The organism is Acaryochloris sp. 'Moss Beach' (assembly GCF_021497025.1).
Classification (GTDB): domain Bacteria; phylum Cyanobacteriota; class Cyanobacteriia; order Thermosynechococcales; family Thermosynechococcaceae; genus Acaryochloris; species Acaryochloris marina_A.
In genome coordinates, this window is sequence record NZ_CP071717.1 from 3775169 (window position 1) to 3792430 (window position 17262).

The window sequence follows — 17262 nt, forward strand, 5'->3', positions numbered from 1 at the left end:
CACTGGAGTATGTTGAATTACCGCCTACAGAAGGGAACGATCACCCCAGGGGAATGGTTACAGCAATATTTCTGAAGTATGGCCAGACAAGGTATATGTGGGCAGCATTTAGCTGCTAGGTTGAAGTCTATAAGTTATGGCGTTGTCCCATTCAAGTGTTGTGGTTAAATTACCTCACTCTATAGAACCCTCCACTGGCGATATTCGAGCCCCTCAAAAACTCAGATTTGCCAAAGGCTTGATGGGTCGCTGGCCAAGAATTAGCGCTCTTTTAGTGAGTGATTTCGTAGCACTAGGTATTGCTTGGGAAATTGCCGCTAAGTTTAATCAGTTTTACGCTCCCATCCCCCCCCAACTCATTGGGTGGTCTTGGCTAGGACTTCCCAGTCTATTTTGGGCGTTTTCCAGCATGATGGTCATCGTTCTTGCCTGTGGAGGACTTTACAACACCTCGGGAGCCTGGAAACACTATGTTCGGGCAGGCCAGTTAGTCAGTTTGACCTATCTATGGTCATTGGTGATCAGCTATTTTTATGACCCCAAGCTGGATGCCCCACGATCACTGTTTTTTACTGCTTGGTTCAGCAGTGTGGTGATGGTGATTGGTTTACGACTCATTACTACCCTTGTCTTAGAACAAATCGGCCTATTCCACCGCAGTAAAATTCCTGTCTTTATCATTGCACCTGCCGACCGCTTACCCATCCTTGCCCAAGTGATCCAGCAGCAGTCACAATATCGAATCGTCGGCGCTGCCCTCTCTGCTACCGCCAATGCCAATAGCATGATGCAGTTGATCTGCAAGACCTCTGCCGTCGAAGTGCTTGCAGAAGGTCTGCCCCAAACCGATTTAGCTTCCATGCTGTATTGGCAACTCAGGCGAGAAGGCATTACTCTCCGCCTGCTGCCATCTAGCGTGGAAATGCTCCATCGGCGGGGTATTCCTGAAATGTTTGCCCATATTCCCACGTTACGCACGGAAGCACCGCTATTAGGTGGACTCGATTATCAAGTCAAGCGTCTCATTGATATGGGTGCTGCTCTAGGACTCCTCATACTATTAGTTCCTGTATTTGTAGGCATTGCCCTTTCCACAAAACTCACCTCTCCTGGGCCAGTTTTCTTTTGCCAAGAGCGGGTAGGGCTGGGGGGGGCAGATATTCCAAATGTGGAAGTTTCGGACAATGGTGGTCAATGCAGAGGCCTTACAAGCCAAGCTAGAATCCCAAAATCAAAATAAAGATGGCATTCTCTTCAAGGTCAAAGATGACCCACGCCTGACTCAGCTGGGCAAATTTTTACGTCGTACTAGTCTAGATGAGCTACCGCAACTTATCAACGTCCTGTTAGGACAAATGAGCCTTGTGGGGCCTCGTCCATTGCCCATTAGAGATGTAGAACGGTTCGACTCCTGGCATCATATTCGCCACCATGTTGTCCCTGGCATGACGGGACTATGGCAGATTTCAGGTCGCTCAAAAGTTGGCAACTTCAATGAGGCGGCCCGCCTAGACCTGTATTACATCGATAACTGGTCCCTAAACCTGGACCTTGAGATATTGGTGGAAACGGCAAGAATAGTGTTGTTTGGCTATGGGGCGTACTAAATTGTAGGGAAAAGTACCCACCATAAAAATAAAGTCCCTTCGGTATTAACGACCATCATGCCTGTAAAGGGGTAGACTCGCTAATTTGCGTCTTGCTCTTTCGAGACAAGTTGCCGTTTCGAGGACTTAACTGAGCTATACGGGGGGATCGATAGCCCATCTGTATACGAGTATAAACCGATTTATTCTCCATGACTACAAATAGCCATTAAATTTCTATTTAATTTGCCCTATAGAAATGAATAAAAAAGCGTGAAAAGACTTATGGGAAAGGATTACAGTAGATTAACATTCCCTTACAAAATCAGTTCTCACATTACAGGATGCTTGATTATTCTGCCAGACCTAAAAAGTGATATAAATCACATTCGCTTATCTTCAAACCCTTCAACAAGTGCCAGTTGTCGTGCAGCAATGAACGAGCTGTTCATTGCTTAGCCTCAACATTTAGCGTTGGCACGATCCCTTCATTAAACCAATGGGTGTCTTATTCTGGGCTAATCGTCGGTCCTTTCAATTCTCAGCTATTCCAGAGCACAGACCCTGGTGATTGATCTAAAAACTCCTATCACTAAAAATGCTGAAGTGGGTGCACAAAGCGTTCCTATATCAGTGACGACCCCCTACTCGCATTTCAGAAGTAGCAACAGAGTCTGATGTTCGAACACATCTATACCAATTTGCGATCGCATCATCCGCATCAGCAGGACTACCGTTGAAGGGGGATTCAATTCATACTGCGATCTTTAAACACCTCTGGCTAAATTTAGATCGTCTTATTGGGCAAACGTTGCACATTATCAGCCGATCAAAGTGAAACTTTGGGGTCCCATATTGAAAGAGTATTGTTCTTATTCAAAATGATCACAGAGGCTGGTAAATGTTGCTGAATTCATTTCCCCTAAACCATTGTGGGGATTGGCTATAAAAGATAGGAGTGATCACAGTAGATATGTCAGCGAGAACCCGAGGTCCATGGGCACCTGCGGTGGTGAATATCATGAATACGTCTGCTATCCATAGCCGGAATCTTATTAGGAGTATGAAACAGACGATTAGCGTATGATCACTGACTGCAACTCGCGACTCATCCTCTCAGTGCACATCTATCCTGAGATGGAATAAACCCTGGTTGATCTCAAAGACCCGTTAGGTCTAAAACTTACACACGTAACTAGACTTCCATTTGCATTGCAGCAGACTTTTGCAAAAGACCGACTAACTCATCAATGCCTTTCTTAATTCGGCGAGTAACCGTAACGGGGCTAACGCCAATACGCTGAGCCACTTCTTGTCGAGAGAGTTGATGGACAAACACTGACTCGATCATTTCTCGGGTGCGATCTTCTAGCTGATCTAGTGCTTGCTGAAGTTCCAACCGATCTTCTTGGTTGGTTTGCATAATTTGGCACCGAGCATCCATCAGAGTATCCCCTAGGGTCATCATGGAGTCGGACTGTTGATGATGGCCGGAAGAGACACGAGCATTCAAGCTGAGAGGGACGCGATTAGAGGCGGCTAACTTAACCGCTCGCCATTCCTGCATTGACAGATCGAGTTCGTCGGCAATTTCTTGATCGCTGGGATGACGTCCGAGTTCCATCGTCAATGCCTGGCGAACTTTTGCACCATCGCGGCTCAGCTGCTGCCATCGACGAGGGATGCGAACAGTATTGGCACGATCCCGTAAGAAGTGAAGAATTTCGCCTCTGATATAAGGAACAGCAAAGGAGCTGAATGCATAACCTTGGGTGGGATCAAATCGCTCGATGGCAGTAATTAATCCTAGGAAACCACATTGCTCTAAATCTTCGTAAGGCTCTGCACATTGGTGAGCGAGGCGGTGAGCTACCTTGCGGACTAATCCCATATTCAAGCGGACCAAGCGGTTTCGGAGCTGAACAGAAGGTTTCTGGCGATAAGCAACCAGCATCTCCATTGTTTGGGACTGTAAGGAAGTTTGATAAGCCATAGTTTAATCGTCCTGATGTCCTGTACCTGGAAATCATTATCGAGATACTGAACTTGAAAAACCATCGTTAATATACGGGACTTTCTAAAAATAAATGGAAGAAGCCTACGCGTTATTACGTAAGTAGATTCCCGGACAGTCCATTTACATTCGGTAATAATTCGGGAGATATCAGTATTAACACGGAGCAGTAACGCTTTACCGGAGAAATAACTCCGTATATATACATTACCTAGACTATATGTAGCGCTATAGGTCTAGGCGTTCATCCCCTTGCAGCATACCCAAAAAGCCTGCAGAGTTCACCCTGTATAAATAACTCCTTGCCTTTAAGGGTTACGGATAACCCTAAACTTGCTGCCTCCTACTTTTTAGGGAGATAAGGCAAAATAAGAGGTAGCAGACCAATAACAGAGTTTGTTTAAAAGAGGAAGTCCGTGAGTAATACAAGTAATTTTCGTAACGCCATTCAAGAGGCCAAACAAAACGCCCTCGTTGGCCCCAATGTTATTCCAAATGCCCTGCCTTTCCTGGGCGCAGGCTTAGTTTTAACTGCTGTCGGCGCATGGGGTGGTCTAGGAGTTATTTCTAGCTTTGGCCCCCAAACTTACAGAGCCACTAGTCTGCCAGCAATGATTCTGTTCTTTGTACTCTTCTTCGTGTCACAAAGAGCAGCCACTAAAGTCAATAACAACGTTGCTTTGCCTCTTTTGGCAACATTCAGCTTAGTTACTGGCTATACCCTATCCTTACTTGTTGACATCGCTCTAAAAACATCAGGAGTGGGTGAAACAGGTTTAGCTATTGCTGCATTGAGTTGTGGCATTACCTTTATTGCCGCTCGCCCTATTGGAGCGAATCTATCAGATGAAGATGGGTTTGCCCTCACCAAAACAATTCAACTAGGGGTGATTGCCTTACTAGTGGTAATGTTTGCCCAAGTCATATGCATGTGGTTTGGCATTATTTCCCCTAGCTGGATGGAAATTGGAATTTCCGGCCTTGGTGTCTTATTGTTTGTTGGGGCAGCTGTTGTTGACTTCTTTGTTCTACCTAGAACCTATGAAGATGAACAATACTTATCTGCTGCTTTATCCATGTATTTGACCTACGTCAATCTGTTTATCTTTATTCTCAGATTCTTAATTGCAATCAATAGTAGAGACTAAACATTTCGGCAGAGAGTGCTTTAGTTTCAAGGGGCTGGACGATCGTCCAGCCCCTTGAAACTTTTAAATTTTGAACAGAGTCTTTATACATTAATAGGAGCAGCACTTAGGGAATATCAACCAGAGGGAAGGATGATCGGTCAAGCAATTTTGATGATGGCAGGGCTCAGTTTAGGTATGAGTTTAATGGCCAATAAACCGCCCATTTCCACCCCTCATTCGGTCCCTTCTCTCCTAGCTAGACCTCCCTATAATTGCTTGACCCGTGAGGTTTGGAGTCCGGCTAAACGGGCTTGGTGTGATCGCTTTGGTCCTCACTCTGAGCCTTGGCCTAAGGTTGCCCGACCTGAGATGCGGGATAGCGATCGCAACCGCTATACGCCCATTCGCCTCAGCACCTTACCCAGTGATACCTCTTTAACGGGCACGGCTCCTAAGTCCATTGCCCTATCCCTTGTCGATTTACCAGAAACAGCAGGGAACTCCCAAAAACAGACCTCCGTTTCCATTCAGCAAGGTCAGTCTGCCGTAGTGATGCTGTCTAATGTCGGTTTGGCAGATGATTCGGTGCAAGGCATCCGATACCGCTTTGAATTTGAACCCCAGGGCATGATAGATAACGAGGAAAAATGGCAGCTAGTGTGGATGGGGCGACAGCAAATCTGTTGGCCCGGACGAGGGCCAGAAGAATGGACCAACCAGCCTTGTAGTTAATTATTTAGGGATGGTGAGACCGATCGAGTACAGCATCTTCCCAGGACACAGGATCCTCAATGGGCTCTAAATGTGTCATTACATGGGTGCCGGGTAAAGCCGTCATAATCGCTTGTTCCAACACATCGCATAATTCATGGCCTTTTTGGACAGACCAATTTCCGGGCACCAGAACATGAAAGGAGACAAAATTACGAGCCCCAGCTACACGGGTACGGAGAGCGTGAAACTGAATCCCCTGGGCTTGGTAGGCCGTTAAGGTTGCGCGAATAACGGCTTGGTCGGATTCAGGCAATGCACTGTCCATCAGCCCAGACATAGTTTCCCGAATGAGTTTGATGGATACCCAAACAATATTAATGGCAACCAATAAGGCCATGATGGGATCGAGAATCAGCCACCCCGTCAGCTTAACAATCACCAAACCGGCCACCACCCCCACCGACGTCCAAACATCGGTTAATAGGTGATGGGCATCAGCTCGGAGGGTGATAGAGCGTAGCCGTTTCCCAGCTCGTAGTAAAACCCAAGCCACACCAGCATTGACGAGGGATGAAAGGATGGATAAGCCTAAGCCTAGTTCTAACTCTGCGATGGGTTGAGGATCCAGTATTCGGGGAATAGCAGTAATCGCAATGGTAATCGCGGCTACCAAAATCAGGAGTCCCTCTAAACCGCTGGAAAAATATTCGGCTTTAGAATGACCAAATGTATGTTCTTTATCGGGAGGCTGGGCAGCAACTGTGAGCGCCCAAAATGCTGCTAATGCGGCAATTAAGTTCACACTAGACTCAGCCATATCCGAGAATAAGCCAACGGAAGAGGTGAGCTGATAGGCACCAAATTTGAGCCCCATTGTTACCAAAGAAGCAGCAATCGATAACAGAATATAGGTGCGGGCAGCCTTACTGCTCATAACGTTCTCTATCCCTCAGCCCGTATACCAAAGGGTTTCAATTTTATGGGCCATATCTACGGCTATAGCCGGATCACCAGAGGATAATAACATTGTTGCATGCCCTAACTTCCGCCCAGGCCGATTTTCTGTCTTGCCATACCAATGGACGGACGTCTGGGGGAGGGCAGCAATAGCCTGTCGTTTTTGTAAATAATCATTGTGGCTGGTTTCAAATCCCAGCAGGTTTACCATGACGGCAGCGGAGGTCGTGAGGTGAGTTGGGCCTAAAGGCTGACCACTAATCGCCCGTAAATGCTGTTCAAATTGGGAGGTTGCACAGGCATCGATGGTGAGATGGCCAGAGTTATGGGTGCGGGGGGCAATTTCATTGACCCACACTTGGTCGTCAGCGGTTTGGAATAACTCAATCCCCACAATTCCCACCATATTAAGATGCTCTAGTATCTGGGATGTGATGTGATCAATCTGCGCCTGGGTCGTGGATGACAACTGAACTGGAGCAATAGCCCAATGGCAAACCTGATCTTGCTGATGGGTTTCCACCACTGGGAACTGGGAAATCTCTCCCGTCGTAGAGCGAGCTGCCATGACCGCCAATTCCCGCTGAAAGGGAACATAAGCTTCCACCATCAACACAGACGGATCTTGCTGGGCTTGTTGCCAACATTGGGCGAGGTCTGCCGAGGTATGACAAACAAAAGTACCCTGACCGTCATAGCCATTGCGTCGAGCCTTGATGACGACAGGGAACTCAAAAGATGGGGGCAGTGAGCCAGATGTCAGGGGTGCAAACTGGGGGACGGCTATCCCAAGGGAAGCGAAAAAGGTGCGTTGCTCATACTTATCGAGTAAGGGAGCTAGGCTGGCTAAGCTAGGGCGAAAGCAAACGCCTTGAGCTGCCAATTTCCCTAAGGCATCTAAATCAACAAACTCATTTTCGAAGGTAATGATTTGGCAGTGTTGAGCGAGGTGAGCTGTAGCCGCGACATCCGTAATAGGAGCGAGAATGGCCTGCTGGTCTAGATCAACTACACTTTGTAGGGCTGAGTCAGAAGGGTTCGGCGTTTGAAAAACGAGGTTGAGGTCTAAGGATGGGGCAGCTTGATTCAACATCCAAGCTAGTTGGCCACCGCCCAAAATACCAACGGTGTGAATGGGCCCTTGGGGTGACGTAGCGGCGGACGGGGTTGCGATCGCAAAATCAGACATAAAACCAATTGTTCTTAAAAGGCAGGTTCAGGCTCGGCTTCCGGGGGAGTTTCCGCAGCTACATCTTCTTGAACCCGTTCGGTATTGCCCATGGACACCCAACCTTCCACATCCTCGCCTTCCAGGTCAGCTTTAATCTTCTGCCATTTTTGGTCCGGTGATGCTTCAATCACAGTGACGGGCTCTTCGTATTCTAGGACTTTAATGACATCCGCATCCGAGGATCTTTCTTTTCTGAGGAATAAACCGTCAGGGTAAATAACGACTGCCGGATAGGGCTTGGGTTTAGCAGGCACTGCGGGTTTAGCGTCGTTCGGAAACTTAGGTTTTTGGGGGATTTGAGAAAATCGGTTTAGGTACAAATAGCCAGCACCGCCCACTGCTCCCCCAACAATTGCTAAACCCAAGATGACACCAATGATGATTTGAGCGATCTGAGACGGTTTCATACAGGCATCAAGATGACAAAGTTAGTCAAATTCTAAGGGTAGAGAACAAGTAAGGGTTATTCAAATAAAAATCATGGTCAGCACAGTCATATTAATCCGGCTGTTGAAGTTGCCGCTGAATGCGCAAGCTTAGTGTACTATGCTTGGACGCTAATCGTGCTTTCCCTGATGCTGCCCAATCTTGCAGAAATTCTACCTGTTCTTGAGCAGTACGAGCTAAAGGAATGATTTGGCTGGCGGCTTCTAAGATATCGTCCGTCGTAAAGTCTCGGTTCTGGCTAAATCCCAAATGCATCGCTTCAATAATGCTCTGTTCCAGCTCAGCTCCAGAGAAATCTGGGGTTTCATAAGCTAATCGCTGCAAATCATATTGGTTGAGGTTGTGGGGCCGTAGCCGGGATAAATGCACCGAAAAGATCGCTTCCCGTTCTTCTTTAGTTGGCAAGCCCACAAAAAAGATCTCATCAAACCGCCCTTTGCGCAGCATCTCCGGGGGTAAAGACTGGATATTATTGGCCGTTGCCACCACAAAGACTGGAGAGGTTTTCTCCGCCAGCCAGGTAATAAAGGTACCAAACACCCGGCTGGTCGTCCCCGAATCTCCCCGGCCATCGATGCCCGCAAAGGCTTTATCAATTTCATCAATCCAGAGAATGCAAGGGGCTAAAGCCTCAGAAAGCTGAATCATTTGCCGGGTTCGGGACTCTGACTCCCCCACTAGTCCGGCAAATAGACGTCCCACATCCAGGCGCAACAGGGGCAGATGCCAATGATGAGCAATCGCCTTTGCCGTCAGGGATTTACCCGTCCCTTGAATTCCCACTAACAAGAGGCCGCGAGGATGGGGTAAACCGTATTGTCGAGCTTTCTCAGAGAATGATCCGCCTCGTCGGAACAGCCAATCCTTGAGATTATCAAGGCCACCAATATCAGAAATATTTTCCTGGGCAGGATAAAAATCCAGAATCTGAGTCTGGCGAATGGTTTGTCGTTTTTCCTCTAGAATCAGCTCAACATCATCTGCACTGAGTTGGCCGTGGGTTGCGATCGCACGGGACAATACCCGCCGAATTCGATCCATCGTTAACCCTTGACAGGAACGGGCCAAATCATCCAAATCCTTACCCGTCAGGGGATGAGAGGTGGCAGTCAGTAAACGTTCAACCTCAGACCGAATCTCTCCTACATCAGGCAGGGGGAAATCAATCACATGGACCACTTCACCTAAATCACGAGGAATCGCCACCTCACTGGCCAGCAGAACAATATTCTTGGGCTGAGACTTCAACAGTCGAGATAAATTGCGAAGCTTCCGCGCAATCGCCACATCTTCCAGAAACCGATTGAAATCTCGAAGGATAAAAATAGCAGGGGCAGACGGGGGTAGCTGCTCAATCAGTTCTAGGGCCTGCAACGGATTGCGCTGACCAAACCCTGCATCCGTGGGGTTCCCTTGATAGCCATCCACAAAGTCCCAAGTATAGACCGCTCGATTTCCCTGACGTTGGGCCGAATCCGCAATCACCGATTCAACGCGTTCTTCCTCCTGCGTAGGGATATAAATTAATGGATATCGGGCTCTGAGGAGTAACTCAAACTCATGACTAAAGCTCATGGGACTAACCCTGAAATAGTGGATATCTTAAAAAGCAAGAATGTATGGTCACGAATTCCATCAATAGTGAGTAGATAGATCCTGCTTGCCAATTTTACCTGGGTGTTGAAAAGGATTGCATCATGCAAGGATGTGGAAAACTGTCATCTCCCTCTGGGTAAACTGAGTTAACCGCCTTATCCATAGGAGATCTTGCACCAACCCAGGCTATCCCAATATGGGACATGGATATGAGGTCGGCATTTATTGGGGGAATCGCATGTCCATTATTCAATCGACAGACCTTGAAGCGCGAGGACTGCTCAACGATCAATCGTCAGCATTGCAGATCCAGGGCAAATGGTTTAAGCCTGGCCCTGCATTTACAAAATCCTTACTGCAAACCGCCTTAGACTTCTGTAAGGATGCCCGGGAGCATGGACGACAGTATTTACTCATTGAATTCCCTACCTATTTCATGGCTTGGCAGCGAATTCGACCCAAAACATCCCCATCCCCCCTCTCAGAAGCCCTCTACTGCCAAACCAACCCTTCCCACTCAAACACCACCGCCTCCCCCCACCTAAGCAGACAGCCCAGCCCAACACACCTGCAGTAGAGCCACCGGATCTATCCACTAAAGCAACCCTTGCTAGTGTTAATCGAATCTTTATTAACCGGTGTAAAACGGAACTGGCAGTTCATGTTGGGCCCATGGCCGATTTCTTAACGGAACAAACTCTAAAACAGTCTCCTCATCTATCGCCCCAACAGCTTATTGAGGCTCTCGCCCTGCAAATACCTGACACCAAAGCAGCTCTGGCTTTTCGCCAATCATTGGAGTAAGGTCATTATTCCGCAATTGCAAATAAATATTTTTGTTTTCTGATATCACTATCCTGGAAAATACTGTTAGTCACGAACAGAAACTCCCATAGGTTTTGCCCATGATTAATGGGCAAGTAAGTGATTATTAAAGCTATAGCCGCTTGTCTCAAGATAAGTTTACACTTGCCGAGTTGACGTTCTATACTCAACAGTAATTAGCTCTGCTAACAGAGTGGTTTAAGGGGGAATTTGCTTGCTACTACTTCAGCAGGAGGATTCTCTTGAAAGTCATTCAAGTTCAAGATCTGCAAGCACAAGATATACAAAGTATTAACGACCATCAGCTCCTATTTCACGGTCAATTATTTCAATTGGGGCCTAAAATCTCCAAGAAGCTAGAGAAAGCAGTATTGGAATATTGCCAAATTTCCTGCAAATCGGGTCAAGCTTGCCTGTTGCAAGACGATGGATCTCATTGGGTGGTCTGGAAACGGGTCAAAAAACTAGCTAGACAATCAACGGCACTACTCCCTAGTCATCAAGTAAATGTCTCCCGAGAGCACTCCCTCTCTCCCCACTTTATTGATCGTTGTAAGCAAGAGCTAGCAAACTGTATTGGTCCAATTGCAGACTTAGTTTTTCAACAGACCCTGGCTGGCCTCGACATGGACACCCTGAAACCTCAGGAATTCGTTGCAGCCTTAAGCCAAAACATTCCATCTTCTTCATTAGCCTCTAGATTCCATGATCATTGCCAACAGGCATCAGAAGCAGAGGTGGTCGCATCCAAAGTTCGATCCATGAAGCGCTCTACTCAAACAAGCGGTTATTTCAGCCATAGTAAGGGGGTTCATTCCCCAGTTTCCATTTAATATTGCAACCGATACTCGGTTTTTGCTGCGCGGCAATTGGCTGTTCTGCCAGGGCAGCATCCAAAGCCCCCCGTAAATCTTCCCCAGTCACCATCAGGTTATTGCTGGGACGGCTATCATCTAGCTGTCCCCGGTAGACAAGTTTACGGTGGGCATCAAAAACAAAAAAGTCTGGCGTACAGGCCGCCGTATATTGCTTGGCAACATCTTGGCATTCATCAAAACAGATGGGAAAGTTATAACCGAGGCTGGTGGCCATTGCTGTTAAGTGCTCTGGATCATCCAAGGGGTGGCTCTGGATATCATTAGAGCTAATCGCAACCATTCCCAAACTTTGAGCAGAATAATCTTGACCAATCTGAGCGAGTTCCGATTGGACATGCTTCACAAACGGACAATGCTGGCAAATAAACATCACCAACAGAACCTTGCGGTGGGCAAATGTATCTAAGGAAATGGTTTGCCCACTGACCACATCAGGTAGCTGAAAGTTGGGGGCGGGTGTTCCCAAGTCCAACATTGTAGAAGCGGTTAACACCATAATTTCTACCCTTAAGCAATTAGCACACTTACTTTATTCTGCCGTGGTCCAGCTCAGTACACCAAGCTGTCATTCTTAACCTGCACCCGTTCATCCATTCCAGACGGATACAACGAGGCAACGATTATCTTTTCACCCCAAAGCTAACAGAATTGGTGAAAGAGATGAAGAAAACGCCTTAAATAAAAGATCTATGTCATCTTGTTGGCAGTGCCACAGCACGCAATCCTGGGTTCAAATGTAAATCACCACATAATGTGCTCACACATGAGAAATTGGCAAACGATTGAGAACACGGCCTTTGACCTCATCGTGATTGGGGGGAGGGAGTAATGGGGGCAGGGGTTGCCCGTGATGCTGCCCTGCGGGGACTCAAAACCCTGCTGATCGATAAAGATGATTTTGGCAGCGGCACAACAGGCTGGTCTAGTCGACTGATTCATGGCGGCCTGCGATACCTGGAATACTTCGAGTTCAATCTGGTCCGGGAATCCTTACGAGAGCGGGAAGTGCTATTACGGGTGGCCCCCCATTTAGTCCGGCCTCTGCAGATGTCAATCCCCGTCTATGCCAGCGGTTCGCGGGCGTTCTGGGAAATTCAGGCCGGAATGCTGCTCTATGATGTCCTCAGTTTTGATAAATCTCTACCCAATCACCGGATTCTCCCGCTGCAAAAGTGTTTACAGCTATTTCGGCACCTGAATCCTAAAGGGCTGAAAGGGGCAGCTCAATATTTTGATGCCCAAGTCGTCCATGCTGAACGCCTCTGTTTGGAGTTAGTGTTGTCGGCCCAAGCAGCAGGGGCTACGGCGCTCAACTATGCAAAAGTGTCCCAGCTGCAGGTTGAGGGGGACCGCGTCCAAGGGATCACCGTTGAAGATTTGATCTCAGAGACATCCCATACCGTCCAACTGTCACCCCAAGCCGTGGTGATTAATACGGCAGGTCCCTGGGTCGATCAGGTCTTACAAGGGATACAGTCCTCGACCCTGAAACAAGACCGAAAAATCGGTGGCACTAAAGGCAGCCACATTATTGTAGATCCGTTCCCAGGAGCACCTGATGCCGCCCTCTACGCAGAAGCCGCGGTTGATAACCGTCCGTTTTTCATTCTGCCCTGGGCGAATCAGTATCTGATTGGGACGACTGATATTCGGTATGGGGACGATTTGGATCGGGTTAAAGCCAGTGATGATGAAATTGATTATTTACTAAATGAAACCAATCGAGTCATTCCCTGTGCTCAGCTCTCTCGGGCAGATATTCGCTTTACCTACGCAGGCGTCAGACCTTTACCCTACAGCAAAGGCAAAAAGACCAGCAGTATTACCCGCAGTCATGTTCTCTACGATCACGGCAAAGACGGTATTACCAACTTGATCTCTTTAATTGGCGGTAAACTCACCACCTATCGGCAGGTAGCTGAAGAGATGGTGGATGCTGTATTGAAAAAGCAAGGTCGTGCCCTTATTCCTTGTGCAACTAAGCAAGAGCTGTTTCCGGGTGCGATCGCACTCGACGATACCTTGATCGAAACCATGATCAGCAAATACCAGGCCCTTGTTAGCCGAGAAGCAATCTTTCATCTGTTCTCCATCTATGGCAGTTTTGCAGTGAAGATTTTGGCCCTAGTCGATGAAACCCCGGAACTGGCCGAGCCGATTATCCCATCACTGCCCGATATTAAAGCCCAAGTGGTCTATGCCGTCCAAGTCGAACAAGCCTACACCCTCGTCGATATTTGTGTGCGGCGCACAATTTTGGCGATGCAAACGAATTACGGTTTTGATGTGCTTCCGGCAGTGACAGCGATTTTGAAGCAATACTGCAACTGGAGTGACGCGGATTGCGATCGCCAAGTTCAAAATTATCACCGCTTTATGGAAGCCAATAGTTTGCCTGATTTTATGATGGCTCAGACAACAGCGCCTGTCAGTTGATGTTCTCGTTAGGATCTTGCTTTCATGTCCACAACAGCCATCACTATCTTGGGCACAGGGGTTTGGGGGTCAGCTTTAGGGACCCTAGCCCAAGTCAATCACCATGAAGTGACGGTTTGGTCCCGCCGTGGACCGTTAACGTTAGCAGAAAGCCTAGCTCAAGCTCAGGTGATTGTGGTTGCCATCTCCATGAAAGGCATCCCCGGTATTGCCGCTCAGCTCCAGCAGCTAGAGCTACCCCACTCAACCATCATCGTCAGTGCCACTAAAGGGCTAGATCAGACGACGCTCCGCACTCCCTCCCAAATTTGGCAGGCCACTTTTCCAAACAACCCTGTTTTGGTTCTCTCTGGCCCCAATTTATCGAAAGAGATTGAGCAGGGTTTGCCTGCTGCCACGGTGGTTGCAGGCCTTAATCAAGCGGCCGTAGAAACGGTGCAACAGCTTTTTTCTTCGGACTGTTTGCGAGTCTATACCAATCCTGATCTACTGGGTACGGAACTGGGTGGGACCCTGAAAAACGTGATTGCGATCGCAGTCGGGGTTTGCGAAGGCCTCAAACTCGGCACCAATGCCCGGGCTGCGTTGATCACGCGGGCACTCCCAGAGATGATTCGAGTCGGCACCCATTTGGGAGGACAGGCAGAAACCTTTTTTGGACTATCCGGCTTAGGAGATTTGTTAGCCACCTGTACGAGTCCCCTCAGCCGTAACTATCAAGTGGGGTATCAACTAGCCCAAGGCAACTCCCTCACCCAAATTTTAGATCAACTCCAAGGAACTGCAGAAGGGGTAAATACCACCAATGTCCTGGTCGATTTGGCCAACCGAGAAGGCATCCCGATTCCCATTGCTCGCCAAGTTCATCGACTTCTAAAGGGACGAATTACCCCCCCCCCAGGAAGCCTTAGAAAGCCTGATGGATCGAGAATTAAAGCCTGAAGCCTGCGATTTGTAATCAATATGTTAAAACGTTGGGGAAATATCAATTTTTTTCAAAGTAAAGCTGTAGCGATACATATTTATTTTCTTTTAATCATAGATTTTATTGAGGCTGAGTGATTGATATAAAACCCTCATATTTCGCTGCAGAAAATAATTTAGGTTGCCTATCACCCCAGAGAAGATCGAAATATGCTAAGAGCATTGAGAGTGTTGACTTGTTCAAGACACATAAAATACATATTCAGTTGTAGTAAGTTGAAAGTGTCAGAACAGACATGGTCAATTTATGGCTGAAGTACCTCAAGAGCAACAGAAAAGACAAAGGCAGTCTCAGCTCCCCCCACCTGTTTATTTCTTATCTTTAGAGATAGAGAATGTGCTGTGTTTTAAGTTTCGTCAGAAGCTTAGTCTAAGTGATAGTAAAGGATTTCCTGCTCAATGGACCGTTATCCTTGGTGATAATGGGGCAGGTAAAACTACTCTCTTGCAATGTTTGGCAGGTATGGCAGAAACATCTGTTCCTGCTCCTGTTCGTAATATAGATCTAGAGTTCGCAGAGTCTCTTGTACAGCACGATAAACAAATAGAAATCCATGCTATTTTCGCATCTGGCTCTTCTCTAAGTCAGCCTACTAATCCTGAACAAAAATCTGTAATATTTTCAGTGCAACCCGATAATTCTAGGAATATCAACCACTTTCAAAAATATCTAAGGGTTTCACACTCACACGAAGTACTATCAGAAGAGTTGCCTGGACTCAACTGTTACGGTTATGGGGCAACCCGGAAAATGAGTGGGACTTCTTTATCGAAGACTTTAGGCTCTGGCAGTTCTGAAAGCTTACTAACACCGAATTCAGAATTAGTAAATGCTGAAGAATGGCTTCTTCAGGCTGATTATGCAGTTGCTCGATCTACGCCTACTAATAGACATAAATTCAAAAGGCGATTTTCTATTATCAAAGAAATACTGAAGAAACTTTTACCTGATGTTTCTGATATACGAATTACATCAGTTTCTGAGAATGTGCCTAGTCCATCGGCAGAATTTCTTACCCCTTATGGATGGGTGCCATTACAAAAACTTAGTTTGGGTTACACTACCGTAATTGCCTGGACTGTGGATTTAGCTGCAAGATTAATAGAGTGTTACCCGCAGAGCGAAGATCCATTAGCGGAGCCTGCTATTGTTTTAGTCGATGAAATTGATCTCCATCTTCATCCAAAATGGCAACGCACCATCATGAGCTTTTTAACAGAGCGCTTGCCTAATACGCAATTCATTGTGACAGCTCATAGTCCACTCGTTGTGCAGGCAGCTAAAAACGCAAATCTAGTATTGCTCCGTCGTGAAGAAGATCATGTTGTTATTGATAATGATCCTGAAGTTATTGATAATTGGCGAGTTGATCAAGTGCTGACGAGCGTTTTTGAGCTATCAACTCCCCATGCTGCTGAAATAGAGCCACTGATTGAGCAAAGAAGAAAACTTTTGGGAAAATCCAAGTTGACAGCAAAAGATAAACGAGAACTTAAGAAATTAGAAGAGAAAATTGGCAGGTTGCCCACCGCTGAATCTCCGGAAGATATTCGAGCGATGGATATTATTCGCAAAGCTGCTCAGCTCTTAGAGCAAAATTAGTCTTTTCGTATATAAACTGTGATTCGCATCGACAAACCCAAGACTGCGCCCCAAAAACTAACCACAGATGGGGAAACTAAATCAAAATCCCATATTAACGACTATAAAAAGGCTTCAGGGGATTATCAGTCGGGTACAAAGACATTTAGCTTCTCTAACAAGATTTATGGGCATAAAAGTGTCAAGGAGGCTCTGATACGTGCTCAACATAAAAAATGTTGCTTTTGCGAGCGCCTCGTTGGAGATGATGGCGATGTAGAGCATTTTCGCCCTAAGAGTGCTTATATTCAAAAAAAAGGGGAAAAGCTTAATCGCCCTGGCTATTACTGGCTAGCTTATGAGTGGGATAACCTGTATCTGAGTTGCAGTGCTTGTAACCAGCGACAGAAAAGAAACTTGTTCCCCCTCGTCGATCCAACGACCCGTGCTCACTCACATACTGATGACATCAATCTTGAAGATCCACTTTTTGTTAATCCTGGAATAGATGAACCAAGTCAGCATATCGATTTCAGGGGGGAAGTCCCTTATCCGATTAATGGAAGTATTAAAGGTAAACCTACAATTGAGAGTCTGAATCTTAATCGCAGTATATTGAATGAGGCCAGACTGAAGCATCTGCAAGTGCTTAAAAACCTCCATAAGTTTATTAAGGTAAGCACAGGATCGCAAAATCAAGAACTACAAAATTTGGCAGTGGACGCTCAACAGACTCTCATGGATGCCATTTCCGACCGTGGCGAATTTGCAGCAGCCACACGTGCAGCTTTGAAAGATGAATTTCAATTCGTACCGGAATAAGGATGGGTAAATCAAAATATATCTAGAGTGTTGAATCCCGCTAGACTGTGAAGCAGACCT

General features: G+C 46.8%; 13 protein-coding genes, 3 pseudogenes and 1 riboswitch. Of the genes and pseudogenes, 10 read left to right on the plus strand and 6 right to left on the minus strand.

Annotated features, from left to right (window positions below):
- Positions 1-136: 136 nt before the first annotated feature.
- Positions 137-1607 (plus strand): annotated as a pseudogene (locus HRE53_RS34455) (sugar transferase).
- 38 nt (positions 1608-1645) lie between these two features.
- Positions 1646-1732, minus strand: a riboswitch (cyclic di-GMP riboswitch).
- A gap of 1049 nt (positions 1733-2781) precedes the next feature.
- On the opposite strand, the gene HRE53_RS17845 reads toward HRE53_RS34455, so the two are convergent.
- Positions 2782-3579, minus strand: coding sequence for an RNA polymerase sigma factor SigF (locus tag HRE53_RS17845; protein ID WP_212664627.1), 798 nt, complete (start codon positions 3577-3579; stop codon positions 2782-2784).
- 437 nt (positions 3580-4016) lie between these two features.
- Between HRE53_RS17845 and HRE53_RS17850 the strand changes: the two genes are divergently transcribed.
- The gene (locus HRE53_RS17850; RefSeq protein ID WP_235107410.1) at positions 4017-4748 is read left to right on the plus strand and encodes a Bax inhibitor-1 family protein; all 732 of its coding nucleotides are present in this window, start codon (positions 4017-4019) and stop codon (positions 4746-4748) included.
- A gap of 132 nt (positions 4749-4880) precedes the next feature.
- Positions 4881-5462: a hypothetical protein gene (locus HRE53_RS17855; RefSeq protein WP_235107411.1), complete on the plus strand. Its 582-nt coding sequence runs from the start codon at positions 4881-4883 to the stop codon at positions 5460-5462.
- Between the two features lie 4 nt (positions 5463-5466).
- Here the strand turns inward: HRE53_RS17855 and HRE53_RS17860 are convergent, their stop codons facing one another.
- The 4 genes from HRE53_RS17860 to HRE53_RS17875 all read right to left on the minus strand — a co-directional run bounded on the left by HRE53_RS17860 (position 5467) and on the right by HRE53_RS17875 (position 9654).
- Positions 5467-6378, minus strand: a complete 912-nt coding sequence (locus HRE53_RS17860; RefSeq protein ID WP_212664630.1) for a cation diffusion facilitator family transporter — start codon at positions 6376-6378, stop codon at positions 5467-5469.
- A 15-nt stretch (positions 6379-6393) separates the two neighbouring features.
- Positions 6394-7590, minus strand: a complete 1197-nt coding sequence (locus HRE53_RS17865; protein WP_235107412.1) for a 5-(carboxyamino)imidazole ribonucleotide synthase — start codon at positions 7588-7590, stop codon at positions 6394-6396.
- 14 nt (positions 7591-7604) lie between these two features.
- Complete coding sequence (locus HRE53_RS17870) at positions 7605-8039, minus strand: SH3 domain-containing protein (RefSeq protein ID WP_235107413.1); 435 nt, start codon at positions 8037-8039, stop codon at positions 7605-7607.
- A 91-nt stretch (positions 8040-8130) separates the two neighbouring features.
- Positions 8131-9654 (minus strand): AAA family ATPase, encoded by a 1524-nt coding sequence (locus HRE53_RS17875; protein ID WP_212664633.1) that lies wholly within the window; start codon positions 9652-9654, stop codon positions 8131-8133.
- Between the two features lie 217 nt (positions 9655-9871).
- On the opposite strand from HRE53_RS17875, the gene HRE53_RS17880 reads away from it, so the two are divergent.
- The 3 genes from HRE53_RS17880 to HRE53_RS17885 all read left to right on the plus strand — a co-directional run bounded on the left by HRE53_RS17880 (position 9872) and on the right by HRE53_RS17885 (position 11333).
- Complete coding sequence (locus tag HRE53_RS17880; protein ID WP_235107414.1) at positions 9872-10252, plus strand: hypothetical protein; 381 nt, start codon at positions 9872-9874, stop codon at positions 10250-10252.
- A 95-nt stretch (positions 10253-10347) separates the two neighbouring features.
- Positions 10348-10479, plus strand: a complete 132-nt coding sequence (locus tag HRE53_RS34460) for a hypothetical protein (RefSeq protein ID WP_255800739.1) — start codon at positions 10348-10350, stop codon at positions 10477-10479.
- Positions 10480-10742: 263 nt separating this feature from the next.
- Complete coding sequence (locus HRE53_RS17885; protein WP_235107415.1) at positions 10743-11333, plus strand: hypothetical protein; 591 nt, start codon at positions 10743-10745, stop codon at positions 11331-11333.
- On the opposite strand, the gene HRE53_RS17890 is transcribed toward HRE53_RS17885, so the two are convergent.
- Positions 11293-11874, minus strand: a complete 582-nt coding sequence (locus HRE53_RS17890) for a thioredoxin family protein (RefSeq protein ID WP_235107416.1) — start codon at positions 11872-11874, stop codon at positions 11293-11295. The two genes, HRE53_RS17885 and HRE53_RS17890, sit on opposite strands and share 41 nt — an antisense overlap.
- Before the next feature lie 267 nt (positions 11875-12141).
- On the opposite strand from HRE53_RS17890, the pseudogene glpD reads away from it, so the two are divergent.
- From glpD to HRE53_RS17910, 4 genes and pseudogenes are all read left to right on the plus strand, one after another.
- Positions 12142-13814 (plus strand): annotated as a pseudogene (gene glpD / locus HRE53_RS17895) (glycerol-3-phosphate dehydrogenase).
- A 24-nt stretch (positions 13815-13838) separates the two neighbouring features.
- Positions 13839-14772 (plus strand): annotated as a pseudogene (locus HRE53_RS17900) (NAD(P)H-dependent glycerol-3-phosphate dehydrogenase).
- Positions 14773-15045: 273 nt separating this feature from the next.
- A complete protein-coding gene (locus HRE53_RS17905; protein WP_235107417.1) occupies positions 15046-16401 on the plus strand; it encodes an AAA family ATPase in 1356 nt (451 codons plus the stop codon).
- An 18-nt stretch (positions 16402-16419) separates the two neighbouring features.
- Positions 16420-17202 carry a hypothetical protein gene (locus HRE53_RS17910; RefSeq protein WP_235107418.1) on the plus strand — a complete coding sequence of 261 codons (783 nt, stop codon included), beginning with the start codon at positions 16420-16422 and terminating at the stop codon, positions 17200-17202.
- Positions 17203-17262 lie beyond the last annotated feature (60 nt).

Bases quoted from the DNA above. Each gene is read 5' to 3' on its own strand.
- HRE53_RS17855 (WP_235107411.1), top strand. From the start codon at position 4,881: ATGATCGGTCAAGCAATTTTGATGATGGCAGGGCTCAGTTTAGGTATG.
- HRE53_RS17870 (WP_235107413.1), bottom strand. From the start codon at position 8,039: ATGAAACCGTCTCAGATCGCTCAAATCATCATTGGTGTCATCTTGGGT.
- HRE53_RS17905 (WP_235107417.1), top strand. From the start codon at position 15,046: ATGGCTGAAGTACCTCAAGAGCAACAGAAAAGACAAAGGCAGTCTCAG.
- HRE53_RS17880 (WP_235107414.1), top strand. From the start codon at position 9,872: ATGGGACATGGATATGAGGTCGGCATTTATTGGGGGAATCGCATGTCC.
- HRE53_RS17845 (WP_212664627.1), bottom strand. From the start codon at position 3,579: ATGGCTTATCAAACTTCCTTACAGTCCCAAACAATGGAGATGCTGGTT.
- HRE53_RS17875 (WP_212664633.1), bottom strand. From the start codon at position 9,654: ATGAGCTTTAGTCATGAGTTTGAGTTACTCCTCAGAGCCCGATATCCA.
- HRE53_RS17865 (WP_235107412.1), bottom strand. From the start codon at position 7,590: ATGTCTGATTTTGCGATCGCAACCCCGTCCGCCGCTACGTCACCCCAA.
- HRE53_RS34460 (WP_255800739.1), top strand. From the start codon at position 10,348: ATGGCCGATTTCTTAACGGAACAAACTCTAAAACAGTCTCCTCATCTA.
- HRE53_RS17890 (WP_235107416.1), bottom strand. From the start codon at position 11,874: ATGGTGTTAACCGCTTCTACAATGTTGGACTTGGGAACACCCGCCCCC.
- HRE53_RS17860 (WP_212664630.1), bottom strand. From the start codon at position 6,378: ATGAGCAGTAAGGCTGCCCGCACCTATATTCTGTTATCGATTGCTGCT.